This window comes from Thioclava electrotropha (genome assembly GCF_002085925.2).
GTDB classification, from domain to species: domain Bacteria; phylum Pseudomonadota; class Alphaproteobacteria; order Rhodobacterales; family Rhodobacteraceae; genus Thioclava; species Thioclava electrotropha.
The window spans coordinates 1,690,995-1,715,595 of the sequence record NZ_CP053562.1 but is presented as its reverse complement, the minus strand read 5'-3'; the positions used below and the strand labels follow the sequence as shown (position 1 = coordinate 1,715,595).

General features: G+C 68.0%; 21 protein-coding genes. 14 read left to right on the top strand and 7 right to left on the bottom strand.

Annotated elements, in window-relative coordinates; genetic code table 11:
* Positions 1-89 precede the first annotated feature (89 nt).
* The 11 genes from AKL02_RS08175 (at position 90) to AKL02_RS08125 (ending at position 14,206) form a co-directional block, all read left to right on the top strand.
* Positions 90-1,331: a glycosyltransferase gene (locus AKL02_RS08175; protein ID WP_083075330.1), complete on the top strand. Its 1,242-nt coding sequence runs from the start codon at positions 90-92 to the stop codon at positions 1,329-1,331.
* Complete coding sequence (locus AKL02_RS08170; RefSeq protein WP_165756924.1) at positions 1,321-2,502, top strand: glycosyltransferase; 1,182 nt, start codon at positions 1,321-1,323, stop codon at positions 2,500-2,502. The genes AKL02_RS08175 and AKL02_RS08170 overlap by 11 nt, the downstream gene beginning before the upstream one ends.
* Positions 2,499-3,815, top strand: coding sequence for an O-antigen ligase family protein (locus AKL02_RS08165; protein WP_083075320.1), 1,317 nt, complete (start codon positions 2,499-2,501; stop codon positions 3,813-3,815). The genes AKL02_RS08170 and AKL02_RS08165 overlap by 4 nt, the downstream gene beginning before the upstream one ends.
* Entirely contained in the window at positions 3,808-4,425 is a 618-nt protein-coding gene (locus AKL02_RS08160; RefSeq protein WP_133051921.1) for an LbetaH domain-containing protein, read from the top strand. The genes AKL02_RS08165 and AKL02_RS08160 overlap by 8 nt, the downstream gene beginning before the upstream one ends.
* A gap of 65 nt (positions 4,426-4,490) precedes the next feature.
* Entirely contained in the window at positions 4,491-5,987 is a 1,497-nt protein-coding gene (locus AKL02_RS08155; protein WP_083075316.1) for a lipopolysaccharide biosynthesis protein, read from the top strand.
* Positions 5,984-7,138, top strand: a complete 1,155-nt coding sequence (locus tag AKL02_RS08150) for a glycosyltransferase family 4 protein (RefSeq protein ID WP_083075314.1) — start codon at positions 5,984-5,986, stop codon at positions 7,136-7,138. Before AKL02_RS08155 ends, AKL02_RS08150 begins: the two co-directional genes overlap by 4 nt.
* The gene (locus tag AKL02_RS08145; RefSeq protein WP_083075312.1) at positions 7,119-8,336 is read left to right on the top strand and encodes a glycosyltransferase; all 1,218 of its coding nucleotides are present in this window, start codon (positions 7,119-7,121) and stop codon (positions 8,334-8,336) included. The genes AKL02_RS08150 and AKL02_RS08145 overlap by 20 nt, the downstream gene beginning before the upstream one ends.
* Positions 8,333-9,223, top strand: coding sequence for a polysaccharide pyruvyl transferase family protein (locus AKL02_RS08140; protein ID WP_083075310.1), 891 nt, complete (start codon positions 8,333-8,335; stop codon positions 9,221-9,223). Before AKL02_RS08145 ends, AKL02_RS08140 begins: the two co-directional genes overlap by 4 nt.
* Positions 9,220-10,227, top strand: coding sequence for a glycosyltransferase family 2 protein (locus AKL02_RS08135; protein ID WP_083075308.1), 1,008 nt, complete (start codon positions 9,220-9,222; stop codon positions 10,225-10,227). Before AKL02_RS08140 ends, AKL02_RS08135 begins: the two co-directional genes overlap by 4 nt.
* Positions 10,224-12,236, top strand: a complete 2,013-nt coding sequence (locus tag AKL02_RS08130; protein WP_083075306.1) for an HAD-IIIC family phosphatase — start codon at positions 10,224-10,226, stop codon at positions 12,234-12,236. The genes AKL02_RS08135 and AKL02_RS08130 overlap by 4 nt, the downstream gene beginning before the upstream one ends.
* Complete coding sequence (locus AKL02_RS08125; protein ID WP_083075304.1) at positions 12,233-14,206, top strand: acyltransferase family protein; 1,974 nt, start codon at positions 12,233-12,235, stop codon at positions 14,204-14,206. Before AKL02_RS08130 ends, AKL02_RS08125 begins: the two co-directional genes overlap by 4 nt.
* Positions 14,207-14,255: 49 nt before the next feature.
* Here the strand turns inward: AKL02_RS08125 and lipA are convergent, their stop codons facing one another.
* Positions 14,256-15,206 (bottom strand): lipoyl synthase, encoded by a 951-nt coding sequence (lipA, locus tag AKL02_RS08120; RefSeq protein ID WP_083075302.1) that lies wholly within the window; start codon positions 15,204-15,206, stop codon positions 14,256-14,258.
* A 297-nt stretch (positions 15,207-15,503) separates the two neighbouring features.
* On the opposite strand from lipA, the gene AKL02_RS08115 reads away from it, so the two are divergent.
* Positions 15,504-16,052 (top strand): peroxiredoxin, encoded by a 549-nt coding sequence (locus AKL02_RS08115; protein WP_083075300.1) that lies wholly within the window; start codon positions 15,504-15,506, stop codon positions 16,050-16,052.
* A gap of 55 nt (positions 16,053-16,107) precedes the next feature.
* Here AKL02_RS08115 and AKL02_RS08110 read toward each other — a convergent pair whose 3' ends face one another.
* Both AKL02_RS08110 and AKL02_RS08105 read right to left on the bottom strand, forming a co-directional pair.
* Complete coding sequence (locus AKL02_RS08110; RefSeq protein ID WP_078546858.1) at positions 16,108-17,001, bottom strand: hydrogen peroxide-inducible genes activator; 894 nt, start codon at positions 16,999-17,001, stop codon at positions 16,108-16,110.
* Between the two features lie 289 nt (positions 17,002-17,290).
* The gene (locus AKL02_RS08105; protein WP_083075298.1) at positions 17,291-18,415 is read right to left on the bottom strand and encodes a DUF6456 domain-containing protein; all 1,125 of its coding nucleotides are present in this window, start codon (positions 18,413-18,415) and stop codon (positions 17,291-17,293) included.
* 215 nt (positions 18,416-18,630) lie between these two features.
* Between AKL02_RS08105 and AKL02_RS08100 the strand changes: the two genes are divergently transcribed.
* Positions 18,631-19,047: a DUF6477 family protein gene (locus AKL02_RS08100; protein WP_332836469.1), complete on the top strand. Its 417-nt coding sequence runs from the start codon at positions 18,631-18,633 to the stop codon at positions 19,045-19,047.
* Here the strand turns inward: AKL02_RS08100 and AKL02_RS08095 are convergent.
* Positions 19,034-20,614, bottom strand: coding sequence for a helicase HerA-like domain-containing protein (locus AKL02_RS08095; protein WP_083075601.1), 1,581 nt, complete (start codon positions 20,612-20,614; stop codon positions 19,034-19,036). The two genes, AKL02_RS08100 and AKL02_RS08095, sit on opposite strands and share 14 nt — an antisense overlap.
* Positions 20,615-21,175: 561 nt before the next feature.
* Here AKL02_RS08095 and AKL02_RS08090 point away from each other — a divergent pair.
* The gene (locus tag AKL02_RS08090; protein WP_083075296.1) at positions 21,176-21,877 is read left to right on the top strand and encodes an invasion associated locus B family protein; all 702 of its coding nucleotides are present in this window, start codon (positions 21,176-21,178) and stop codon (positions 21,875-21,877) included.
* Positions 21,878-21,949: 72 nt separating this feature from the next.
* Here the strand turns inward: AKL02_RS08090 and AKL02_RS08085 are convergent, their stop codons facing one another.
* From AKL02_RS08085 to AKL02_RS08075, 3 genes are read right to left on the bottom strand one after another with little or no spacing between them, the layout of a single operon-like run.
* A complete protein-coding gene (locus AKL02_RS08085) occupies positions 21,950-23,155 on the bottom strand; it encodes a beta-ketoacyl-[acyl-carrier-protein] synthase family protein (RefSeq protein ID WP_083075294.1) in 1,206 nt (401 codons plus the stop codon).
* Positions 23,155-23,436 (bottom strand): acyl carrier protein, encoded by a 282-nt coding sequence (locus AKL02_RS08080; protein ID WP_078546851.1) that lies wholly within the window; start codon positions 23,434-23,436, stop codon positions 23,155-23,157. Before AKL02_RS08080 ends, AKL02_RS08085 begins: the two co-directional genes overlap by 1 nt.
* Before the next feature lie 8 nt (positions 23,437-23,444).
* The gene (locus AKL02_RS08075; RefSeq protein WP_083075292.1) at positions 23,445-24,545 is read right to left on the bottom strand and encodes a UDP-3-O-(3-hydroxymyristoyl)glucosamine N-acyltransferase; all 1,101 of its coding nucleotides are present in this window, start codon (positions 24,543-24,545) and stop codon (positions 23,445-23,447) included.
* Between the last annotated feature and the right edge of the window lie 56 nt (positions 24,546-24,601).

Genomic DNA, 24,601 nt, shown 5'->3' with positions numbered 1-24,601 from the left:
TAACCTCGCTTGCGCGACGGTTAACGCGAGGTCAACCAAGCGCGCCCCGTCGCCTCCCGACCTCGCGAACCGAGTGAAGGAGTGGGATTGTGATCATCAGCGACGCATCGCTCGACATCCTGATGCTGACCCCGTGGTTTCCGAACCGCCCCGACGGCTGGCCGAGCCGCTTCGTCGCCGACAGCGCAAGGGCGCTCGCGCGGCAGGGCCACCGGGTCCGGGTCGGCGTGCTGCGCGGGCTGTCGCCTGCGGGTACGGCGCGGTTCGCCTCGCCCGAGCATCGCGGAGAGATCGACGCCGCGCACTTCCCCGAGATCGAGGAGATCCGCCTCGCGCGCTACCCGACCCTGCCGGGCGGGCTGATGCGCAAGCTGACCAATCGCACGCTCGACTGGGCGCTCACGGCGCTGGCGGACGAGATGATCGCCGCGCGCCGTCCCGATGTGATCCTGGTACAGACAGAGACCCTCGCACCTGCCGCGCAGTCGCTGGCCGCGCGGCTGGGACTGCCTGTGGTCGGCGTGCTGCACGGCGAGAACAGCAATTGGCGGTATCTTTGGACCAATGGGCAGGCCGAGCGGTTTCGGGACGCCTTGGGCGGGCTCGACCGGCTTGTGGTGGTGGGCGAACCGCTGCGCCGCTTCGCGACCGATCTGTCCGGGCGTGGGGATCATATCGAGGTGGTCTGGAACGGGGTCGATCCCGCGCCCGACCGTCCGCCCCCGCAGCTACCGGACGAGGCTCCCCTGCGGCTGGTGAGCGTCGCCAATCTGCATCCCGCCAAGGGGCTGAACCTGCTGATCGCGGCGCTCGGACGGCTTGCACGCGAGGGGGACGCGCCATGGCATCTGACAATCATCGGCGACGGGCCCGAGCGTGCCAATCTCGCCGCCCAAATCGCGCGGCAGGGGCTTGCGCATCGGATCACCCTCGCCGGTCAGAAACCACATGAAGATGTTCTCGCAACGCTCGGACAAAGCGACATTTTCGTATTGCCCTCATGGCGAGAGGCTTTCGGGATCGTCTATCTCGAGGCGATGGCGGCCGGCGCGCTCTGCATCGGGGTCGAGGGCCAGGGCCCCGGGCAATTCCTGCGCAACGGCGAGACCGGCTATCTGGTCGCGCCACGCTCGGTCGGGGCGCTGGTCGAGACGTTGCGCCCCCTGGTGACCGGACCGCGTGCCGAGTGGCGCCAGATTGCGCGCGCGGGCACCCGCTTCGCCCGCGATCATGCCAGTTGGGACGCCCATGCGCGCGCATTGTCCGAGGTGCTGCACGTCGCCTGCGCCCGCGCCGCCCCTTACGCCCTGGAGGCACGCCTTGTCGGTTGAACCTCTCTGCCCCGAAGCCCGTCCCGGCCCCGCGCTCGCGGTGCTGATCGAGCCCGCGCCCTACATGGTCGCGATGACCGCAGCGCTGGCCGTGCGCTGGCCTACCGGTCTCACTGTGCGCTATGTCTCCGCGGCAGCGACGCAGCGATGGGCGAACACCGCGCCCGAAACCGTCCTGCCCGCGAAGCGTCTTTCTGCCCTCATCACGCTCTGGCGCGAGATCCGCAGCACGCGACCCAAAGTCATTTTCGTCGCCGGTTGGGCGCATGTCCCCGTGCTGACCGCGATCGTTCTCGGCAAGCTCTCGGGCGCGCGGATCATCGCGCTGAGCGACACGTGGATCAGCCCCGCCCGCGGGATGCGCGCAGCCCTCAAGGGCCGAATTCTCGCGATGATCGACGGATTCAGCCCGGCAGGCCAGCGTGCCGCCGACTATCTTCGCGACCAAGGCATGCCGCCCGAGAAGATCGTAACCGGACGGATGAGTTCGGACACCGACGCCATCGCGCGCCACATTCGCTCCCTCGGTCCCGAGGGTCGCCAGGAGATGCGCGCGCGGCTCGGGATCGCAGCCGATGCGCCCGTGTTGATGTTCCTCGGGCGGCTCGCCCCCGAGAAAGGGCTGGACCTGCTGCTGGACGCTTTCGCGCAGCTCAACGCCGCTCAGGCGCGTTTGATCGTGGCGGGCGACGGGCCGCTGGGCGAGACACTGGCGAAGGCGGCGGCACGCGATCCCCGTATCCTATGGCGCGGGCGGCTCGAAGGGGCGGCGCTGCGCGATCACCTCGCCGCCGCGGATTGCCTCGTCCTGCCAAGCCGCGCCGAACCGTTCGGGCTGGTGATCGGCGAGGCGCTGGCCGCGGGCTGCGGTGTCGTGGCAAGCGGGGCCTGCGGCGCGGCGCCCGACCTGCTGGGCGGGCGCGAGGCCGGGCTGATCGTACCGCCGGGCGACGCCGGCGCGTTGCACGCCACGCTGGCCCGCGTCTGCGCCGATCCCTATCTGCGCGCCCGGATGCGGGGCGATGCGCCTGCGGCCATCGCAGGCTGGTCGAGCGCGGGTTGGGCGAGCCAGCTTTGCACGCTGGCCGAGCGGGTGACGCACGACGCGCCCGAAACCAAGCGCGAAGCCACCGCCGCGCCCGCGCCCAACCGCAAGGCGGAACGCGCATGAGGCTCGCGATCCGCAAACGCGGCCTGTTGCTGGGCCTCGGCATCGCCGCCACCGCGGCGCCGAGCGTCATCTATGTCAACATGCTCTTCGGACCCGGCGCGCGTTGGGCGGCGATGGGGGCGCTGGTCCTCGCGCTTCTGCTCAATGGCCGCCTGTGGCGCAAGATCCCGGGCGACGGGATGTATTGCAGGCTGGCGCTGCTGAGCTTGGCCGCGCTGTCTGCGCTGTGGTCGAGCGTGCCGCATCTGAGCGGGCCGAAAGCTGCGATCTACGCGCTGACCGCTCTGGCCTTCGCCTCGGCAGGCGCGGCCTGGGCACAGCACACGCGGCGGCGCGATCTCTTCGCGATCCTCTGGCCGCTGCTGGCGCTCGTGCTGTTCGCCGGGATCGGGGGGCTGCGTTCGGGCTTCGGCACGGTCGAGATGAACGCGGATATCTCGCTCTATCGGGGGCTGAGCGCCAATTCCAACTTTCTCGCCCTGATGATCCTTACCGTCGCGCCACTGCCGTTGTGGCGGCTCGCCCAGCGCCGGATCGGGCGACAGAGATGGCTGTTCTGGCGGGCTGTGGTACTGATCCTGACGGTGCTGGTGCTGATGAGCCTGTCGCGGGCGAGCCTGCTATCGCTCACGGTGCTGATCGCGGTCTTTCTTCTCGGACGCGGGCTCAAGCGGCTGGCGCTTGCGGCGGCAACGCTTGGGACGGTGCTGTCGCTTCTTTGGCTTTATTTCCCTGACCGGGCGGAGGCGCTGACACAGCGCTATCTCTTCAAGGCATCCGCACAGACGGAGACCCTGATCGCCTCGCGCGCAGAGACATGGGCCGCCACGCTCGAGGGAGCGCGCGCGGGCGGAACGTTCGGGCTGGGCTTCGGCGTCTCCTATGGGTTCGACGACTACGCGCTGTCGGCGAGCGCCTCGCACTATGGGCGCGAGAAGACCAATTCGGCGCTGGCCCTGATCGAAGAGGTCGGGCTTACGGGGGCCGCGCTCTTCACCGGAATGCTGCTCCTGATCACACGCGGCGCGGTTCTCGCGGCCCGGCATGCGCGCCGCCGCAGCGACCGGGTGCTGATGGCGCTGTTGCTAGGCTATCTCGCGGCGCTCTTCACCCATGCGCAGTTCGAGGCATGGCTGCTCTCGCCCGGAGGCGCGGCGACCCCCGCCTTCTGGACCGCGCTGGGAATGACGACCGCACTGGCCAAGCGCATTCGGACCCGGCTCAAGCCCGCTCGGCTCAGCCCGAGCGTGGCCGGCGCGATCGAAGCGGTCCGGGCACGCTTCCCCCAAGCTGCGGTGCGCTCCAATGCCTGATGCCATGCCCCTCCCTGTCCCGCCGCAACCGGGCCCCTCCTCCCGGCAAGGTCCCTTCCGGCCCATCGCCACGCAGGACCTGTCTCGCTTCCCCCGCCCGGTGATCGCGGGCAATCGCAGCTTCGGCTGGCGCGTGGCGTGGTATCTGGTCAATGCGCTCTTCTTCCAATCGGCGCTTCTCGCCCTGATCCCCTCGCGCGCGAAAGCCGCGATCCTGCGCGGGTTCGGGGCGAAAGTCGGCCCCGGCCTCGTCTGCAAGCCGCGCGTCACCATCAAATACCCGTGGCTTCTGGAGATCGGCGCGCATGTCTGGCTGGGCGAGCGCGTGTGGATCGACAATCCCGGCCAAGTGCGCATCGGCGCACATGTCTGCATCAGCCAAGGGGTGCGCATCGTCACCGGCAGCCATGACTGGGCGCGCGGCGATTTCCGCTTCTTCGCGCGGCCCATCGAGATCGGCGACAGCGCATGGGTCACGGCGCATCGCGTCCTGCGCCCCGGAGCGGTCGTGCCGCCGCGTGTCGTCGTTCTGGGCGATGTCAGCGCCAGAGACGGGCGCGGCCCGCGCGCGGCATCGGATGGCGTATCTTCGGAGGGCGGTGTCCGATGAGCGTCTCCGTATCGTCCCCCCGGCCTTTGCCTTCCTCCTCACCACAAACACCTCCGTCGCGTGCGATGCGCAATGGGGCGATCGCATGGGGACAGATCGGAGGCGGACTGGTCGCACGGTTCCTGAGCACCCGCTTCGCGCTCGCCGCTTTGGGGGTCGAAGCGATGGGCGCCTATCTTGCAGCAATCGCCCTGGCGCTGATCGCGAGCATTGTGACCGGCGCCCTGCAAAGCACGACGCTGCGGGCGCTCTCCCTTGCGCCGCTGGCTCAGCGCCCGCGTATCTTCAACGCGCTGATCGGGCTGCATCTGCGGGTCGCGCTCGGCGTGGCGGGGATCGGTGCAATACTTGGTCCATCCGCGCTGGCGCGGCTGTTCGATCTCCCCCCCGCGCTGGCGGATCAGGCCCGGATCGCCTTCTTTTGCATTCTGGCGGCGAGCGTCGTCGCGATCGCGCTCGCCCCGTACGAGATCGCCTTGCAGGCGCGCGAACGGTTCGGCCTGTTTGCGGCGCTCGATCTGGCGCGGGCGGTGGCGCTGATCCCGGTGGCCTATCTCCTCGGCGGGCAGACTACGCCGCCGCTTGCCGCTTTCGCCGCGCTGTCCGCCGGGCTGAGCCTGAGCGTAACCCTTGCGGGGGCGTGGCAGGCGCGCAAATCCCTGCCCGAGACGCGGCTGCATCTGCGCTGGATCCTGAACATCCGCCCCGCCCGCGGCCAGACCGCGCTCCTGTCGTGGTCGGTTCTTGGCGGGCTGGCGGCGAGTGCACGCGCGCAGGGCATGGTTCTTCTGATGGCGGCGCTGGGCGGTCCGGTCGCGAGCGCGGCCTATGGGCTGGGCAACCAACTCCCCGCCGCTTTGCGCCAATTCGCCGAGGCCACACGTCAGGTTCTGGCCCCGCGCCTCTATGCCGATCATGCCGCAAGAGGCTCTGACGGCAGCGTCACCGGCGCGCTGGTCGCCAGCCGGACCGCTGCGCTTATCACGTTCGGGGCGGCGATCCCGATGGCGGTGAACGCCCCGGCGCTGCTGTCGCTCTGGCTGGGCCGCAGCAACCCCGAGATGGTGATGGTGGTGCGGCTGATGCTGGCGGCACTCGCGCTCGATCAGTTAAGCGCGGGCTTGGGGCTGGCGTTCCTCGCGCGCGGTCGCATCGCATGGATGCAGGGCTGGGGCGCGGCGCTTGCGGTGATGAGCCTGCCCGCGGCCTTTCTCGCCGGTCGGGCCAGTGGCGAGATCGGCGCGGCTCTCTGGGTCGCCCTCGCCGCCACCGTCACCATCGCCGCGCTTCGCATCGTGCTTCTGACCCGTCTCTCCCCCGGCAGCGCCACACGCTGGGCGCGCGAGACGTTGCTTCCCGTTCTGGCGAGCGCGCTGCCCGCGGCGCTTGGCGCGGCGCTGGTGCAGGGACTGTTGCCCGAAGGTGCGGCGCGGCTGGCGCTGAGCCTCGGGCTCTGCGGGGCGCTCTGGCTCGGGGCAAGCTGGCGGCTGGGGCTGAGCGCGCCGGAACGCGCGCGGCTGACTGCACTCCTGCGACGCCGCCCGACGGAGGGACCGGCATGAGCGCGCCGTCCAAAAAACCGCGCGCCGTGCTCGCCCATGGGATCTGGGGGCGCGGCGGGGCCGAGGCGGTGGCCGCCTGGACGCTCGTGGCGCTGCGCGAGCGGTTCGATCTGACCCTCGTCACGCGTGGCAGCTTCGACTGCGAAGCGCTCAACGCGCTGGCGGGCACCGACCTCTCTCCCAGCGATCTGCGGGTTCTCACCCTCCCCGCGCGAAGCCGCATCGGCACGATTGAGGCCGCGCGGTTCAACCGGGCGCTGGCAACGCTCGGGCGGGCCTACGATCTGCGGGTTTCGCTGTCAGGCGTCCGCCGCTGGAACGCGCCCGCGCTGCATCTGCTCTCTGCCCGCGATTGGCATCCCGCGCTGGCAGGGCAAACGGGCCCGCGCGCAAAGATCCTGCGCCGCGTGATCGACGGCCCCGCCCTCGGCCCGCGCCCCGATGACACCGTAATCGCCAATTCGCGCTGGCTGGCTGCGGCGAGTGCCCCGCTTTGCCCCGGCCGGGTCCGTGTGATCTCCCCGCCGGTGGCGCTGGCCGCCGTCCCCGGCCCGATCCGCGACTGGGCCACGCGGCGCGAGGATGTGCTGATTTTCGGGCGGATCGCACCGGAAAAACGGATCGAGCGGGCCATCGCCATCGTCGCGCACGCTCGTGCCCAAGGGTTTCGCGGCAGGCTCGTGATCGCCGGGCCCGACGGACCGCCCGATTACATGGCCCGTATTCGCGCGCTGATCGCTGGGCAGAATTGGATCGAACGGCTGCCCCCTCAGAGCGGTGCCGCGAAAACCGCGCTTTTGGGATTGCTGCGCTACGGGCTGAATTGCTGCGAGGTGGAGGCCTTTGGCATCGCCACCGCCGAGATGGCCGCGAGCGGGATGATCCCTCTGGTGCCGCGCGGGACCGGACAGGACGAGATCGTCTCCGCCCCAGACTGCCGCTTTTCGGACGAGGCAGAGGCCGCGCGCCGCCTGCTGGCCCTGTCGCGCGACGCGGGCCTGCAATCCCGGCTCAGCGCCGCCCTGCGGGCCAACGTCACGCGCTTCGCCCCCGCCCGGTTCACCGCCGCCCTCGCGACCGCGGCTGCGGACCATCTCTCTGCCGACCCGACGCCTCAACCGGAGTTCTCCCATGACCTCTCCCCCGCCTGAGATCACCGTTCTGCATGTTGTGCCGGACCTGCGCCGCAGTGCCGGTGGGATCGCGGCCAATGCGCCCGCTCTGGCGGAGGCGCTCGCCGCGCAGGGCATCGCGAGCCGCTTTCTGACCCGTGCCTTCGACCCGGACGCGGAGATCGCCGAGCGCTGCCTGCGCGTCGTGCCCACGCAAGGTCCGAACGTCGCGCAGCTCGCACGAGCGATGGCCGGGATGCGTGCGCAAGTGAGGGCCGGCGCGCGGATCGTGGTGCATAGCCATGGGCTGTGGGATCCGCTGAACCATGCGGGGCTGCGCCTCGCGGCCGATCTGGGGCTGGGCCGGATTGTTAGCCCGCACGGGATGCTGCTGCCGTGGGCGCGGGCGCACAAGCGGCGCAAGAAAGACCTCGCGTGGCACCTGTATCAGCGCCGCGATCTGTCGCGGGCGGAGCTGTTGCACGTCACCTCGCAAGCCGAGGCGGAGGCGATCGCAAGCCACTGCCCGGTCGCGCGGATCGCGCAGGTTCCGCTGGGGATCGCCTTGCCGCCGCAGATTACGTCCCCCCCGTCGCGCAGCCCGAATGGGCGCAAACGCCTCCTGTTTCTCGGGCGGCTGCACCGGGTCAAGAACCTCGACACGCTGATCCGCGCCTTCGCCGCCTGCGCGCCGCGCGATTGGGAGCTGCGGATCGCAGGCCCCGACGAGGACGGCCTGACCCCGGCGCTTAGCGCGCGCGCCGCCGAGCGGGACGCGGCAGAGCGCATCACCCTCGCAGGACCGGTGTGGGGTGCTGCGAAACAGGCGGAAATCGCGGCGGCGGATGCGCTGATCCTGCCGAGCCATACCGAGAATTTCGGCACCGTTGTGGCCGAAGCGCTGGCCGCCGCGCGCCCCGTGATTGCCACGACCGGCAGCCCTTGGGCGGAACTGGCCAAGGCGGGCTGCGGCTGGTGGGTCGCGCCCGATCTGGCGGGCTTGGGCGGTGCGATTGCCGCGCTTGGTGCAACGACTGCGCCCGAGCGGGCGGCGATGGGCGCGCGCGGGCGGGCGCTTGTGGCCCGGGCCTATCTCTGGCCGCAGGTCGGGGCGCAGATGGCGGCGCTTTATCGGCAGGCCGCGGCCCTGCGTGCGGAGGCCGGGCGGAGCGGCCACGCCGCTGCACCCCAAGACCCCGAGCCTATCGCCAACCTCATCGGGAGGGCGGGCGAATGAGCCTCATGCTGCGCCACCGGATCGACCGGCTGATGAGCTATCATCTTACCGAGCGGCTGCCCCAGCAGGGCCTTGCACTCGCGCGGGGCAACGGGCTCAGCGCCTATTGGTTTCGCGAGACGCTGAATTTCGGCGATCTGCTGACGCCCGCGATCCTGCGGCATCACGGCTTCACCCCGGTCCATGCCTATCCCGACCGCGCGCAACTGACCGCGACCGGATCGGTGCTCGAACACCTGACCGAACAATATCGCGGCACGATCCTCGGCTCCGGGTTCATCAATGCGCGCAGCACACGGCGCTTCACCGGGGCGCGGATTGTGGGGCTGCGCGGCGCGCTGAGCCGGGACCGGATCGAAGGGCTGGGCCATAGCGTGACCCTCGGCGATCCCGGACTTTACGCGACGCGGCTTCTCGTTGGAGGGACCGAGAAACGACCCGCCCTGCCCGCGCCGAGCCAAGCCTTCGGGCTCATGGCCCATCACGCCCATCTCGACGCGCCGGGTTTTGCAGCGTTGAAAGCGCGGCACGGGGCGGCAATCCGGGTGATCTCGCCCGCCGCGCCTCCCGCACGAGTGATCGCGCAGATCGCCTCTTGCGAACGTATCGCCTCGGCCTCGCTGCACGGGCTGATCGCGGCGGATGCGCTTGGCCTGCCCGCGATCTGGCTGGCTGCGCCGGGGCTGATCGGCGGGCGGTTCAAATTCGACGATTACGCCAGCGCGGTGGCCCGGCGCGGCTGGAACCCCGTGGCTCTTACGGGCTTGGAAAACCTTGCCGATCTTCGTGCCCTCGCGAGCTGCGCCCCGCAAGATGCTATCGACGGCGCGATCGCCGGACTGGCCCGCGCCTTTACCCAATTCGCCGAGGAGGTCGCCTTCGCATGACCGCGCTTTCGCCAAGGATGGACCGCACGCCCCGCCTCTGTACGCCCAGCGCCGGGCCCGACCGCTGCGCCGATCTGAGCGTTGTGATCCCGCTGCATGACAAGGCGCCTTTCATCGCGCGGACGCTCGCCTCGATCGAGGCGCAAAGGCCTGCGCCCGCCGAGGTGGTGGTGATCGACGACGGTTCCAACGACGAGGGCGCCGCACTCGTGGAGCGGATCGCCGCGCGTTCGCCGCTTACCATCCGTCTGATCCGGCAGGACAATCGCGGCGTGAGTGCCGCTCGCAATGCCGGGATGCGGGCGGCGCGGCGCGACTGGATCGCCTTTCTCGACGCCGATGACGCCTATCTGCCGGGCGCGCTGGCCGCGTTCGAGCGCGCAAGACGGGCGATCCCGGGGGCGGAGGTGATCTTCGGCGAGGTGTGCCACGCGGGGCAGGACACATCGCCCGCGCCTGAGCTTGCCGAGGCTCCGGTACTTTTCCTGACCGATTACTTCGCGCATCTGGTTCGGGGCGGGCCAGAGGTTACCGCCTCCTCGGTGATGATCCGCCGCGGCGCGCTTATCCGCGCAGGCGGATTTCCCGAAGGCGTCACGGTCGGCGAGGACAGCGACACGTGGTTTCGGCTGGGCTGCGAGGCGCGGTTTGCCTATCTCCCCGCCCCCGTCGCCCGCTACCACATCGAAGACAGCGCGAGCGGCTGGCGTGCGCATCAAGGCGAGGTGCCGCATTGGCATCAGACCTTCGCGGACTGGATCGCGCGCGGACGTATCGCTTTGCCGCGACGGCGGAGCGCGGCGCGGTTTCACGCCTATTCCTGCCTGCATGCGGTGATCTGGCAGGCGAACGCGGGCCATCGGGACTTGGCACTCGCGCGACTGGCGCAGGTGGATTGGCAGGTCGCGCCGAAAGCGCTCTGGGTGAAGGCGTTGATGATCGCGCTTGCGCCTTGGCTGCTGACCGCGTGGTTGCGACTGAAACCCCGGAGAGCCGCGCGATGAACGGCGGGGAGCTGGAGCTGTCCCGCGCGATCCGTGCGCAAGCCGACGCCCTTGCCGGGGAATTGCAGGTGCTGGCGAAGGCGCCGGGCCCTGCGGCGTTGCAGCAGGCGCGCACGGGCTGCGCCTTGCTCGCGCATCACCTCGCGCGGAGAGAGGCCGCGCAGGGCTTCGCGGCTCTGGCGGGGTGGCTGAAGCTGACCTATGGCGCCGCGCGGCTCTCCGAGACACAGGCGGCCTGCGACACCACGCTCGCCGCACGCTGGCACGACAGGCTGAGCCCGGGCCTGTCGGAGGCTGCCCGCGCCACGCTCGTGCAAGGCTTGGCACACCTGACCGAGACACTGGCCCGACCGCCCGGTCATGCGCTGCGGGTGCTGTTCATCGGGGATTGCCTGATCTGGGACATCGCGACCCAGCTTCAGATCGCGGCGGCGGCGGAGGGCCTCGCGATCACGCCGCATCTCTGCGCCCAGCGCGACGCGGCGGAATTGCGCCGCGCGCTGGATAAGGCTGGCCCGGTCGATCTGGTATTCTACGCGCCCTTCGGTTTCGGCTTCGCGCAGAGCTATGCCCGCGCGCTCGCGCCCAGTGCCGTCCTGCGCCCGATGGCGCGCGACCTGCCCGGCTTGCGCACCGCATTGGATGAGGTGGAGGTGACGCTATGCCACCTCCTCGCGCGGACCGATGCCCCGATTTACCTGCACGAAGTCTCGGGCGCGCGGCAGGCTTCCGGCTGGCGTGGCGCTATGGCGGATCGCTTCGGCGCGCAGAGGCGGGCCCGCGTGGCGGCGTGGCTGAACGAGAGGCTCGACGCGCTGGCGCAGCGGGCGGCGCGCCCTGTTCTGCGTATCCCGGAGGCCACAGAGGCGCATCGTCTGGGCCCGGCGGCGGGGCGCGTTCTCTTCGAGGCGGGCGATCTGCACCCCACGGCATTGGCCGCATCGCTTGCATCCGGCCCCTATCTGCGCGCCTGCCGTGCGGCGCATCTGCTTGCGCGGCGTAAGCTCGTGGTGAGCGATCTCGATAACACGCTCTGGGCGGGCGAAATCGGCGAAGGTCCGATCACGCATCACCACGACCGTCAGGCCCTGCTGCTGCGATTGAAGGCGCGCGGGGTGCTGCTTGCGGTGGCCTCGAAGAACGATCCGGCAAATGTCAATTGGCGGGGTGCTGCGCTGCGGGCCTCCGATTTCGTCGCGCGCGAGATCGACTGGGCGCCGAAAGCGGGCAATATCGCCAAGATCGCGGCGCGGCTGAACCTCGCGCCCGAGAGCTTCGTCTTTCTCGACGATCGCGCCGATGAGCGTGCGCTGGCCGAAGCCGGTTGTCCGGGGCTGCTGGCGCTTGACCCGAACGCGCTGGAGACGTGGCAGCTCTTGGACGACTGGGCCGATCAGCGCGCAGCGTTTGCGGGTTCCGACCGTACCACGCTCTATCAAGCGCGGGCGGCGCGGCAGGCCTATGTCGCCACGCCTTCTGAAGAGCCCGGCGCCGCTTATCTCCAGCTTGGACTGCGGGTCGCGATCCGCATCGCCAAGCGGCGCGATCTGCCCCGGGTGGGTGAGTTGATCGCGCGCACCAATCAGTTCAACACGACACAAGTGCCGATCTCGGCCAAGGAGCTATCCGATCCTTCTCGCCGCGTTCTGATCGCCGAAGCGCGTGACAGGTTCGGGTCGATGGGGATCGTCAGCGCGCTTGTGATCGCGGATGGGGCCGAGGCGGGTGAAATCACCCAATTCGTGCTGAGTTGCCGGGCCTTCGGCTACGGGATCGAGACGGCGCTGTTGCAGACTGCGCTGGCGGCACAGTCGGGCCGTCCCTTGCGTGGACGGATCAACGAGAGCCCTCTCAACGCGCCCTGCCGCGACGTCTATGCCGCGAACGGCTTCACGCTGCGGGACGGGATCTGGACGGCACAGGAGCCGCGGCCAGATCTGATCCCCGATTGGCTGACCCTCGACATCGCGCCTGGCCTGCGCGCGCCCCCCGCACAGGCCTCGGCATGAGCGCGGGTCTGCCCCATCGGCGCGACATTCAGGTGCTGCGCGCGCTCGCCGTGGGGATGGTGGTGCTCTATCACGCGGATCTTTCCCTCGCGGGCGGCTATCTCGGGGTCGACATCTTCTTCGTGATTTCGGGCTACCTGATCACCGGGATGATCGCGCGCGCGCTGGCGGAGGGGCGGTTTTCCTTGCGCGCGTTCTACCTGTCGCGCGCCAAGCGACTGCTGCCTGCGGCCTTTGCCGTCTATCTCGCAACCGCCGTGGCCGCGCTGTGGCTGCTGTCGCAGACCGAGATGGCGCGGTTCCTCGACACGCTCGGGGCGGCGTTGAGCTTCACCTCGAATATCGCGCTTTGGCGGAGCGTGAATTACTTCACCGCCGGCGCGCAGTTGAACCCGCTTCTGCATAGCTGGTCGCTGTCGCTGGAGGAGCAGTTCTACCTCGTCACGCCCCTCGCCATGCTGATTACACCGCGCAGGCACTGGCCGTTGCTTTTGCTGGGGGCTCTAGCGATCAGCCTCGCCGGCTGCCTCGTTTTGGCCCCGCGCAGCCCGGTTGCGAGCTTTTTCCTGCTGCCGACGCGGGCGTGGGAGCTGATGGCCGGGGCGGTGGTGATGCTGTTCGAGCCGCGGATCGAAAGGCGTGCCGGGCGCTGGCTGCGCCTGCTCAGCCCCTTGGCGCTTATCGTTTTGCTGGTGGTCTGCGCCATTGCGCCGGGTGCGGGTTGGGGCTCGGTGCATCCGGGGCTGGACGCGCTGATCGTGGTCGGGGCCACGGCGCTTGTGATCGCGGCGCGGCCCGCCTGGATAAATGGCGGCCATTGGGTGACGCGACCGCTGCTGTGGCTCGGCGGGATTTCCTATGCGCTCTACCTCGTGCATTGGCCGCTTTTCGCGCTGACGCGAAATGCGTGGCTGGATGCGCCTTTGCCGCTCTGGCTGCGGCTGAGTCTTATCGTGGTCTCGCTGGGGCTCGCTCATCTGCTGCATATCGGGATCGAGCGGCCGCTGCATCGCGCGCCGCTGCCCTCATGGCCGCGCGCGGCGGGGCTGGCGCTTGGCGGGACGGTGGCGCTATGGCTGATAGCCCTCGCCCTGCCCGGCCTGCGCACGCCTCCGCGCGACTACCTCGCGCTCGGGGCCGCCAATACCGGGATCGCGCCGGGCTGCGACTTCGCCGGGGCGTTCGACCCGGAGGCGCTGTGCACGACAGGCCCGCGTCCGACCACGTTCCTATGGGGCGACAGCTACGCGATGCATCTGGCCGCGACCGTGCCTCCCGAGATCGGCCCCATCGCGCAGGCCACGAAATCCGCCTGCGCGCCGGTGCTCGGCCTGTCCCAAATTCAGCCGGAGGTCGGTCAGGATGCCATCTGGGGCGAAGGCTGCATCCGCTCGAACGCCGCAATCATAGCCTATCTGCAAGCCCATCCCGAGATCACCCGCGTCGTCATTTCCAGCCCCGTCGCGCAGATCCTCGGCACCCAGCCGCAAGGCATGGCGATGGAACGCGGCCGGCTCGTCCCCGTCGCAATGAGTTTCGCCCGAGGCCGCGCCGCCTTGCACGCGGCTGTGCAGGCCATCGCACGCCCCGACCGTCAGATCGTCGTGGTCAGCCCGCCCCCGTCGGTCGGCACGAATTTCTTCGCCTGTCGCGAACGGGCCGAAAGTGGGCTTTTCAGCTTCGGCCCCCGCGCGCGCTGCGAGATGCGGCAGACGGAGGCACGGGCTTATCGCGCGCAGGCCTTCGCCGCGCTCGACGGGCTGGAGGAGATCGAAGGCGTGCGGGTGCTCGATCTGATCGGCGTCCTTTGCCCGGATGATACCTGCCCGCTGGAGGAAGCCGGCACGCCGCTTTACCGCGATGCGGGTCACCTGAGCATCCAGGGCGCACAGGCTTTGGGCGCGCGCGACGCGTTGGGATTTCGCACGCTGTTCGGTCTGGACGAAAAACTCACGCGGCTGGAGAAATGAAAAACCCGGCCACACAGGGCCGGGTTCATTCAAATCGCGATGGGCGCGCTCAGTTCAGGCCGAGCTTCTTCAGCCGGTTCTCGCGGAGCCGGGCGAAGTCGTCGCCCGCGTGATAGCTCGAGCGGGTCAGCGGCGTGGCGGACACCATCAGGAAGCCCTTGCCGTAAGCCGCTTTCTCGTAATCGCGGAACTCGTCCGGGGTGATGAAACGCATCACCGCGTGGTGCTTCGGCGTCGGCTGCAGATACTGACCGATGGTCAGGAAATCGACGTCGGCCGAGCGCATGTCATCCATCACCTGACGGACCTGCGGCGCGTCCTCGCCCAGACCGACCATGATGCCGGACTTGGTGAACATCGACGGGTCCAGCTCTTTCACGCGCTGCAGCAGACGCAGCGAGTGGAAGTAGCGCGCGCCGGGGCGCACGCCGGGATAGAGGCCCGGCACGGTTTCCAGATTGTGGTTGAAGACATCGGGGCGCGCCTCAACGACCTTCTCCAGCGCGGCGGGCTCGCATTTCAGGAAGTCCGGCGTCAGGATCTCGATCGTGGTGTCGGGCGAGCGGTGACGGATCGCGCGGATCGTCTGGGCGAAATGCTCCGCGCCGCCATCGTCCAGATCGTCGCGGTCGACCGAGGTGATCACGACGTGGTTCAGGCCCAGCGTCTCGACCGCGTGAGCGACGCGGCCCGGCTCGAACACGTCGAGCGCGTCGGGGCGACCGGTGGCCACGTTGCAGAAGGAACAGCCGCGGGTACAGATCTCGCCCATGATCATCATGGTGGCGTGACCCTGGCTCCAGCATTCGCCGACATTCGGGCAGCCTGCCTCTTCGCAGACGGTGACCAGCTTGTTGGTCTTCAAAATGTCGCGCGTCTTCTTGTAGCCTTCCGAGACCGGCGCTTTCACGCGGATCCAATCGGGTTTCTTGGGCTGAGCATTGTCGGCGCGATGCGCCTTTTCGGGGTGGCGTTCACCGGGCATCTTGAGATCGCGCATGATCCATCCTTTCGGAGTGCGGTTGATCGTCACATAAGCCGATTGCGTGTCGGATGCAAATGCGCAGGCCCGAAGGCAGCCTTGCACATCGCGCGCGGCTGACCTGCGCGGAAGCGGCGGTCAGGATCACCACAAGGATAACGAATTCAAAGAGGCCGAACATCTCCGCGCATCGGAAAGGGTCTCGCGCAGCGAATGCCGCAACTGCAAAGTCAGCGATTGTGACCGAAAGGGACATCCGCTAGTCAGGACACTCTCCAAAACGCAACCTCCCCAACCGACAAAGGAGACCTCCCCATGCTTTCCGGTTCGAAACTGCCTGAAGTGACCTTCCACACCCGCGTGCGCGATGACAGCATCGAGGGGCCGAATCCCTTCCGTTGGGAGGACAAGACCACCTCGGATTACTTCGCGGGCAAGCGCGTGGTGCTGTTTGCACTGCCCGGCGCCTTCACCCCCACCTGCTCGACCTACCAGCTGCCCGGCTTCGAGAAGGGCTTCAACGATTTCGCCGAGCAGGGCATCGACGAGATCTACTGCCTGTCGGTCAACGACGCCTTCGTGATGAACCAGTGGGCCAAGGCGCAGGGCCTCGAGAACGTCAAGGTGATCCCCGATGGTTCGGGCGAGTTCACCCGCCGCGTCGGCATGCTGGTGCGCAAGGACAATCTGGGCTTCGGTCTGCGCTCGTGGCGCTATGCGGCCGTCGTCAATGACGGCGTGATCGAGGCTTGGTTCGAAGAGCCCGGCCTTGAAGACAATCACGGCGAAGACCCCTATGGCGTGTCCTCGCCCGAGACCGTCATGAACTGGCTGGTCAACGCCAAGGCCGAAGCGGCGGCGTGACCTTATGCCGGCCTGTTTATCGGGCCGGCTGCCGAGGGACCGGGGCGCGCGGCGATCAGAAGCGTCTGCGCGCCTGCGCGACCAGCCCCTCGCCCGCTTTTTGCAGAACCTGCGCGAGCGGGTCGAACCACGCCTCGGCATCGGAAACTTCGCGGGCACGGACCAGCCTTACGGTCCGTGCCGGCTCTTCGTCGAACCGGCTGAGCGCGAGCGTCGGGAAGGCCCGGGTTTCCTGCAAGCTCGCGATCTCGGGCACCAGCGTCAGCCCCATCGCCTGCCCGGCCAGCGCGCAAAGCGTGGTCAGCGAGGACGCCCCCAGATCAATGCGCTGCGCCGCCCGCGTCAGCCCGCACAGCGCCAGCGCCTGATCCGCGAGGCAATGGCCTTCGTCGAGCAGCAAGAGCTGATCCGGGTCGATCGCCTGCGGGCTGAGGCCGCGCACCATGGTGAGCTGATCCGGCGTCCCGGCCAGCAGGAAGCGATCCTCGAAAAGCGGTGTCTCGAACAGTTCGGGCGCAGGCGTCGCGATGATCGCGGCATCGAGGCGCCCCTCGGCGATCTCGGCCAGCAACGACTCGGTCGTGGCCTCGCGCAGCCGAAGCCCCCCTTGCGCGCGCAGCCCCGCCAGAGACGCGGGCAGCAGATAGGGCGCGATGGTCGGGATCACACCGAGATTGACCTGCCCCAGCCCGCGCCGCGCCTCGGACTGCAGATCGCGCAACTCGCCCGCGACCCGCTCGGCGGTCTCCAGCACCCGCCGCCCCGCCCGCGTCAGCCGGACATCGCGCGGGCGGCGCTCGACCAGCGGCTGGCCAACCTGCTCCTCCAGCTCACGGATTTGGACCGAGAGCGCGGGCTGGCTGACATGGACGATCTCGGCGGCGCGCGAGAAAGAGCGCGCCTGACCGAGCGCCCGCAGATAGGTGAGTTGGCGAAGCGTGATATTCATAATCTTCGGTTATCGATAGTCGACAATATTTACAACTTCGCTTTATGCCGCTTTCACATGGATGGCTCATGCCAAGAAGATATCTGTAACGGTGCGCGCCATAGCCGCGCGAACGCGTATTCGCGATAAACGGAACGGGAACGAGCAAAGCTTCGCGATATTTACTTTTTTGACAATGACTTGCGGCGTGATGTTGAGGTAAAACCTTAACTTTAACGGACTGTTTGGCATTAGAGTTTGGCCGCGTGAGCGCGTCCGGATAGCTCTTGCAGAACGCCCGGACCGCCACTCACCCAATCATCGGACTGGCCCCGCCATAGGTGTCGTCGTAATGGCGCTTGAGACGTTGCAGCGCGATGCGCAGGACGATCTTGCCCGAGCGTGCCGACCAGCCGAGCCGCTTCTCCGCCGTCTCCAGACCTTCGAGAAAGCAGCAGCAGCGCAGCGCCATGTCGCCCAGTCCCGGCCCCAGATCGCGCAGCGCCAGCGCCACCCGTTCGCGCGCGGTGTCGGAGCCGCCACCCATCGCTAGCTCGGGGCGATACTGCCCGCGCCCGCCGCCGCCGGTCAGGAACCGTTCCCAGTTCTGACCCACGCGCGGGCCCATCTGCGCCAGTTCGAAATCCTCGCGCAGACGCTCGCCTGCCGCGACCAGATCGGCGCCGAGGAACGGTCGCCCCTGTTTGTCACGCCGCCGCGCCAGCACCGCGAGCGGGCTTTCGGCCAGATTGGCGCGCACCCGGCGCTGATGCCCGTCCGCGTCGGCGCGCGTCTCGTGGGCGAACTCGCCATGCTGGGCGGCGAAGGGATTGGCGGCGGTCTCGCCGCGTGCTGCGGCCTCTTCCTCCAGCACGCGTTTCAGCGCCGCGCGCCCCGCCTGCGTGATCTCGTAGCTGGTGACGCGGCCCGCATGGGCGACCTCGATCCAGTCCTTGAGCGCGAAAGCCTGCGCCACCGCGCGCTCCAACACGGCCGTGCGCACCGTGCCGCGCAGCACCACGGCCTTGTCCATCTCGCGCCCCACGATCAGGAGCGCACCCGGCTCGGCCAGGCGGCGCAGAATGCGGCGCGTCTCGCGGCGCAGCTGGTCTTCATCGGCGGGCGTCTCGGAGGGGCGGAAAGCAGCGGTCATGGGCGTGTCCTTTTGGAGCACGGTCGTCATCGGAGCCTCGGGATAATTGGCAGCGCCCGGCCCGGCCGCGCGGCCAAGACGTTCGAGCGCCTCATCGACCAGCGGATCGTCCCGCCGCGCCTCGATCCGGCGCACGCGGCGCAGGATGGTCGAGGCCGCGCACCCTTCCGCCCGTGCCAGTGCCCGTATCGGAACGCCTTCTTCGACATGGCGCAGATAGAGTCGGGCATGTTCGGGCAGCCAGGCGGGAAGCGCCGCCGGGGCCGGTGCGATCGAAGTCATATTGTCCCCCAGATTGCGCCGCGAAACGCGCGGCGAGTCCGTCCGGTAACAACCGTGAGTTGCTTTGGTTACCCGTTCGTTAATAAACGGGACGCCAGCAAGAATTCCTTAAACTTCCTAAACAAAGCTTTGCGGGGCGCGCGCTTGAGGGCGAAATGGCGCAACACCGCCTGAGGCTGGGTAACGCTCGGGATCTCACCTCAAGGGAGTTTCCGATGACCTTCGCATTTCGCCAGAAATCCACGCCCGCCTTCCACGCCCCGTCGCCCTTGCGCCTCGTCGAACCGGCCGAAGCCGACAGCGTCGCCCCTGATCCCGATCCTGTCACCGCCGTGGCGAAGCTGCGCCGCCCGCGCCTGTTGATCCGCGCGGCGCGGCACGGGCTGAGCGATTACAGCCGCAAGCGCGACCTCAAGCGGGTGATGCGGATGAGCGAACTGCCACGTCCGGGCGCGGCCCTGCGCGCGCTGATGGCCGAGGAAGCGGCGCTCGATCACGCGCGGCGCGCGGGCGAGGCTACCTATTCGGTCGCCCGCCATATCGAGCTGCTGATCGCGCTGCTTGCGGAGGCGCGGCTGGCGCGGCAGCCCACCGATAACTGTGCGGCAGATCCGTCTCTCAGCGCGACTTGAAGAGCGAGCCGAGAACCCCGCGCACGATCGTCTGGCCCGTCTTGGTGCCCAACTGACGCGCAAAGCTCTTGCCGAAGGTCTCGAGGATCGTATCGGACCGGCGCGAGGATTTGCGCGCCGGTTTCGACTTCGCCGTCGGATCGTAGCGCCGTGCATTGTTGAAACTGTCGAAGCCTTCATCGAGCTCAGAGCGGCCTGCGGCGGTCTTGGCCGCCTTCTCGCGCGCCTCGGCCTCCGCGGCCTCGCGCGCGGCCAGTTCGGCACGCTTGGCGAGGATTTCCTGCGCCGACTCGCGATCCACAGGCGTGTCGTATTTCTCGCCCAGACCGCTTGAAGCGATCACGGCGGCGCGCTCGGTATCGCTGAGCGGGCCCAGGCGCGACTGCGGCGGGCGGATAAGCGTCCGCTCGACCATGCCCGGCACGCCCTTCTTCTCGAGGAAGGAGGTCACCGCCTCGCCGGTGCCGACCTCCTTGATCGCGATCTCGGTGTCGAAGCTCGGATTAGCGCGGTAGTTCTCGGCGGCGCGGTGCAGGTCGCGCTGATCCTTTGCGGTGAAGGCGCGCAACGCGTGCTGCACGCGGTTGCCAAGCTGGCTGAGAATGCCGTCGGGCACGTCCCCGGGGTTCTGGGTGATGAAGAACACCCCCACCCCTTTCGAGCGGATCAATCGCGCCACCTGCTCCACCTTGTCGACCAGCGCCTTCGGCGCGTCGTCGAACAGCAGATGCGCCTCGTCGAAGAAGAAGACGAGCTTGGGCTTGTCGGGATTGCCGACCTCGGGCAGCTCCTCGAACAGTTCCGAGAGTAGCCACAGCAGGAAGGTCGCGTAAAGCTGCGGGCTGCCCATCAGCTTGTCGGCGGCGAGGATGTTGATCTGGCCCATGCCGTTTTCGTCGATCTGGATCAGATCGCTGAGATCCAGCGCGGGTTCGCCGAAGAACTGCGCCCCGCCCTGGTTCTCCAGCACAAGAAGATCGCGCTGGATCGCGCCGATCGTCGCGGTGCCGACATTGCCGTATTCCAGCGCGATCTCATCCGCGCGCTCACCGATATGGCGCAGCATCGCGCGCAGATCGTCGAGGTCGAGCAGCGCCAGCCCCTCCTTGTCGGCGATGTGGAAGGCGATGTTGAGCGCCCCTTCCTGTGCCTCGGTCAGCCCCAAAAGGCGGCTCAGCAGCAGCGGCCCCATCTCGGAGACGGTCGTGCGCACCGGGTGGCCCTTCTCGCCGAACATGTCCCAGAAGACCGTCGGATAGGCGCGATATTCCAGATCGAAACCGATGGTCTGCGAGCGTTCCATGAAGGCGTTGTGCAGCTTCGCCTCGGTCGAGCCGGTGGCCGCGATGCCCGACAGATCGCCTTTCACATCGGCCATGAAGACCGGCACGCCCGCCTGCGAAAAACCTTCCGCGAGGATCTGCAGCGTCACCGTCTTGCCGGTGCCGGTCGCGCCCGCAACCAGCCCGTGACGGTTGCCGTATTGGAGCTTCAATTCCTGCGGGCTTGCGTAGCCTTCACCACCGCCCCCAACGAACACACCCTCTTCGGTCAGAACACCGGTCATCTTGCCCTCGCCAAACAAATTTCGGCTCCGACAATACTACCTTAACCCTTTTGCGCCAGTCTGATCCTGCCCCCGGAGTGCGCTTTTGCGCGGATGGGGGCGCTTCCTCCCTGTTGAACTGGCCGCGCCACGCTTGGCGCGGTCTTTTTCTTCTGTGCCAAGGGATTGCGCACCTGAGTTCATCGCCTCACCGCCTGTCACACTTCCTCAACTTTGCCTGTTGACCTGTGAAAAATTACGGCCTAGCGTGTCGGCAATGACGAAGTCGGCCAGTCCGACAGGGGGAAAAGGAAGGGGTCCGAATGGGCCCCTTTCGCTTGGAAAGCCCAGCTTTCACTCCCCCCGGAATAGCCGATACAGCCCGCGCGCGGCGCAACTGAATCGCCCCCGCTCTTTCCGCGAAATCTCTCGCGTGCCCCAGCGCCGATGCAGGCCGTCGAACCGCTCACGAAACTGTGGCAGTTTGCCGCCGATCCGTGAGCGCCGCTGCGGAATTCGCGACTGACAGGGGCGCAGCCCCGTGTTAAGCCTTCGCCCAATACGTTTCAGGAGAAGAGTAATATGTCTCAACTGACGAAACCGCTCGCCCTCGCACTGGCCCTCGGCCTTGCAAGCGGGGCGTGGGCGCAAGATACCACCTCGAGCGACACGACCACGACCCCCTCGGCGGATGCGGGCGCGACGGCCCCGGCGGCGGATGCGACCAGCACCGATCAGGCGCCTGCGAACGGTGCTGACGCCGCGCCGACGATGCCCGGCGCCGATCAGCAGGCCCAGAAGCCGCAGGAGCCGCAGACCTACATCAAGGCCACCTACGAAGACTGGCAGCTGCAATGCGCCAAGTCGCCCGACGGCAAGGATCCCTGCCAGATGTATCAGGTGATCAAGGACCAGAATGGCGGCAACGTGGCCGACATCTCGGTGATCGGCCTGCCCGATGGCAGCCAGGCCGCAGCCGGTCTGACCGTGATGGTGCCGATGCAGACCCTGCTGTCGCAGAACCTCGTGATGCAGGTCGATGGCGGCAAGGCAATGGTCTACCCCTATTCCTTCTGCGACCCGCGCATGATGGGTTGCTTCGCGCGCTTCGGCGTCGGCAAGGCCGAACTCGAGTCGCTCAAGAAGGGCAGCAAGGCGACGATCACGATCACGCCGCTGGCCAACCCGCAGCAGAAGGTGAAAGCGGATATCTCGCTCAAGGGCTTCACCAAAGCCTTCGACGAAACCGTGAAAACCAACAAGGAAAACGGCGTTCAGCAGTAAGCTGAATAGATGAGCTTCGGCTCGCAACCGTTTGAAATTAAAGACGCCGCGCCCCAACCGGGCGCGGCGTTTTCAAATCGCGCGCAAGGCCAGAACCGCATTGAGCCCGCCGAAAGCGAAGGCATTCGAGAGCGCCGCGCCGACCTGCGACTTGCGGGCCGTGTTGGGCACATAATCCAGATCGCAGTCGGGATCGGGGGTGGCGTAATTGGCCGTCGGCGCGATGACCCCATCGCCAAGCGCCATCAGGCAAGCGATAAGCTCCACCGCCCCCGTGCCGCCGATGCAATGGCCGTGTAGCGCCTTGGTCGAGCTGACCGCGACCTGATCGGCCGCCTTGCCCAACGCCGCGCGGATCGCGCCCGTCTCGATCCGGTCATTCGCCGCCGTGCCGGTCCCGTGGGCGTTGATATAACCGACCTCATCGGGCGCCATGCCCGCATCGCTCAACGCGCCGGTGATCGCTGCGGAGGCCCCGTCGAGCGACGGCATCACGATATCGCTCGCATCGGAATTCATCGCGAAGCCCGCAATCTCGGCCAAGGGCTGCGCGCCACGCGCCTCGGCGCTCTCCAGCGTCTCGATCACGAAGACGCCCGCGCCCTCGCCCTGCACCATGCCGTTGCGATCCGCCGAGAACGGGCGGCAGCCATCGGGCGACATTACCCGCAGCCCCTCCCACGCTTTCAGCCCGCCGAAATTGAGCATCGCCTCAGAGCCGCCCGCGAGCATCCCCTCGGCCATGCCCGAACGTACCATCTGGAACGCCAAGCCGATGGCGTGGTTGGAGCTGGCGCAGGCGGTGGCAACGGCGAAGCTCGGCCCCTGCAGCCCGTAGCGGATCGAGAGATGCGAGGGCGCGGCATTGGACATCAGCTTGGGCACCGTCAGCGGATGGACGCGGGCCTTTTGATCTGCGAAAACAGCGCGATAGGCGTTATTTGCGGTCGTATGCCCGCCGCCTGCGGACCCGACGATGCAGCCCCAGCGGGCGGGATCGGGAGCTGTCTCCAGCCCCGCCTGCGCCATCGCCTCCGCGCCGGAGATCAGCGCGTATTGGGTGAAGGGGTCGTATTGCGCGAGCTGCGCCGAGGTGAAGCGGCTCGACGCATCATAGCCGTGGATCTGGCCACCGATGCGGATGCTCAGCCGTTCCACATCCTGGAAGCTGAGCGGCCCGATGCCGCTGCGCCCCTCCGCCATGGCCGCCTTGGTTGCCGCAACGCCCTCGCCGAGCGCGTTGATCGTGCCCGCGCCCGTGATGACGACGCGCCGCATCAGGCGACGGCGGTCGAAGGCTTGCCGCCCGAGACGAGACGCTCCACCGCGCCGACGATCGCGCCGACTGACGACATGTCGAATTGCGAGGCGGCGGGTTCGTTGGCGTTGAACGGCACCGAGACGTCGAAGGCCTCTTCGATGGCGAAGATCACTTCGACGAGGCCGAGGCTGTCGAGCCCCAATTCGTCGAGCGTCATCTCGGGCGAAAGTTCGGAGGGCTCGCGAAGGGCTTCGCGGGCGATGATCGAGAAAACCTGGTCTTGCACGTCTGGCCTCATATCTGGGGTTACTCCGTGCCGCCTTTTTGCGTGAGTTTCGTAACAGTTTCTCGAAGCTCGGCCATTTGCGCAAACAATCTCGGCAATCTGCGGACAGATTTGTTGATCTCGAGCTGCGTTTCCATCTTCACCGCCGGGCTGCCCCAGATCGTGCGGCCTTTGGGGACGTTGGTGTAGATGTTGGTGCCACCCGCCGCGATCACGTCATCGCCCACGGTGATGTTGTCCGAAACGCCGCATTGCCCTGCCAGCACCACGCGGTGCCCGATCCGGGTGGAGCCCGCGATGCCGACCTGACCGCAGAGCAGGCAATCCTCGCCCACCTGCACGTTATGGCCGATATGGACCATGTTATCGAGCTTGCTCCCCGAGCCGATCGCAGTCGCGCGCACCGTGCCGCGATCGATACAGGCGTTGGCGCCGATCTCGACATCATCGCCGATCTCGACCGTGCCGAGCGAATGGATGCGGGACCATTTCTGCTCGGTGATCTCTTCGCGCTGCTCCAGCGTGTGGCGGATTTCCTCGACACCCGAAGGATCGGGCGTGACGAAGGAAAACCCGTCCGAGCCGATCACCGCGCCGGGCTGACAGACCAGACGGTCGCCGATCAGAACCCGTGCGCCGATCCGCGCGCCGGGATAGATCAGCGCGTCAGAGCCGATCTGCGCGCCTTCCGCGATGGTCACCTGCCCCACGATCCGCGCATTCGGACCGATCTTCACCTCCTTGCCGATCACGGTGAAGGGGCCGATGGCGGCATCCTTGCCGATGATGGCGGTCGGGTCGATCACACAAGTCGGGTGGATGCCGGGCTCTACGTTGGGGCCGGGATCGAAGGCTTTCGACAGCCCTGCCATGGCGAGACGCGGGCGAGTCACGAAGACTGCCGCCTCGAGCCCGAGCGCGCGCCAGTCGGCACCTTCCCAAAGAAGCGCCGCGCGGGCCTCACCTTCGCGCAGCCCTTCGGCGTATTTCTCGCTCATCGCGAGGGCGATCTGGTCCGGCCCCGCCGTCGCAGGCTCGGACGCGCTGGTCACCTCGATCGACAGGTCGCCTTCGGCGCGGGCGTTCAGCGCCTGCGCGATATGCTCGATTGTCTGGGACATGGCCGATCCTCTCATGGTCGCATGAGGGCGCGCATACCGCCCCCGTTGCCAGAGAT

Bases quoted from the DNA above. Each gene is read 5' to 3' on its own strand.
- AKL02_RS08150 (WP_083075314.1), top strand. From the start codon at position 5,984: ATGAGCGCGCCGTCCAAAAAACCGCGCGCCGTGCTCGCCCATGGGATC.
- lipA (WP_083075302.1), bottom strand. From the start codon at position 15,206: ATGCGCGATCTCAAGATGCCCGGTGAACGCCACCCCGAAAAGGCGCAT.
- AKL02_RS08155 (WP_083075316.1), top strand. From the start codon at position 4,491: ATGCGCAATGGGGCGATCGCATGGGGACAGATCGGAGGCGGACTGGTC.
- AKL02_RS08110 (WP_078546858.1), bottom strand. From the start codon at position 17,001: ATGAATATCACGCTTCGCCAACTCACCTATCTGCGGGCGCTCGGTCAG.
- AKL02_RS08130 (WP_083075306.1), top strand. From the start codon at position 10,224: ATGAACGGCGGGGAGCTGGAGCTGTCCCGCGCGATCCGTGCGCAAGCC.
- AKL02_RS08090 (WP_083075296.1), top strand. From the start codon at position 21,176: ATGTCTCAACTGACGAAACCGCTCGCCCTCGCACTGGCCCTCGGCCTT.
- AKL02_RS08140 (WP_083075310.1), top strand. From the start codon at position 8,333: ATGAGCCTCATGCTGCGCCACCGGATCGACCGGCTGATGAGCTATCAT.
- AKL02_RS08080 (WP_078546851.1), bottom strand. From the start codon at position 23,436: ATGAGGCCAGACGTGCAAGACCAGGTTTTCTCGATCATCGCCCGCGAA.
- AKL02_RS08145 (WP_083075312.1), top strand. From the start codon at position 7,119: ATGACCTCTCCCCCGCCTGAGATCACCGTTCTGCATGTTGTGCCGGAC.
- AKL02_RS08100 (WP_332836469.1), top strand. From the start codon at position 18,631: ATGACCTTCGCATTTCGCCAGAAATCCACGCCCGCCTTCCACGCCCCG.
- AKL02_RS08160 (WP_133051921.1), top strand. From the start codon at position 3,808: ATGCCTGATGCCATGCCCCTCCCTGTCCCGCCGCAACCGGGCCCCTCC.
- AKL02_RS08135 (WP_083075308.1), top strand. From the start codon at position 9,220: ATGACCGCGCTTTCGCCAAGGATGGACCGCACGCCCCGCCTCTGTACG.
- AKL02_RS08165 (WP_083075320.1), top strand. From the start codon at position 2,499: ATGAGGCTCGCGATCCGCAAACGCGGCCTGTTGCTGGGCCTCGGCATC.
- AKL02_RS08095 (WP_083075601.1), bottom strand. From the start codon at position 20,614: ATGACCGGTGTTCTGACCGAAGAGGGTGTGTTCGTTGGGGGCGGTGGT.
- AKL02_RS08105 (WP_083075298.1), bottom strand. From the start codon at position 18,415: ATGACTTCGATCGCACCGGCCCCGGCGGCGCTTCCCGCCTGGCTGCCC.
- AKL02_RS08125 (WP_083075304.1), top strand. From the start codon at position 12,233: ATGAGCGCGGGTCTGCCCCATCGGCGCGACATTCAGGTGCTGCGCGCG.
- AKL02_RS08075 (WP_083075292.1), bottom strand. From the start codon at position 24,545: ATGTCCCAGACAATCGAGCATATCGCGCAGGCGCTGAACGCCCGCGCC.
- AKL02_RS08115 (WP_083075300.1), top strand. From the start codon at position 15,504: ATGCTTTCCGGTTCGAAACTGCCTGAAGTGACCTTCCACACCCGCGTG.
- AKL02_RS08085 (WP_083075294.1), bottom strand. From the start codon at position 23,155: ATGCGGCGCGTCGTCATCACGGGCGCGGGCACGATCAACGCGCTCGGC.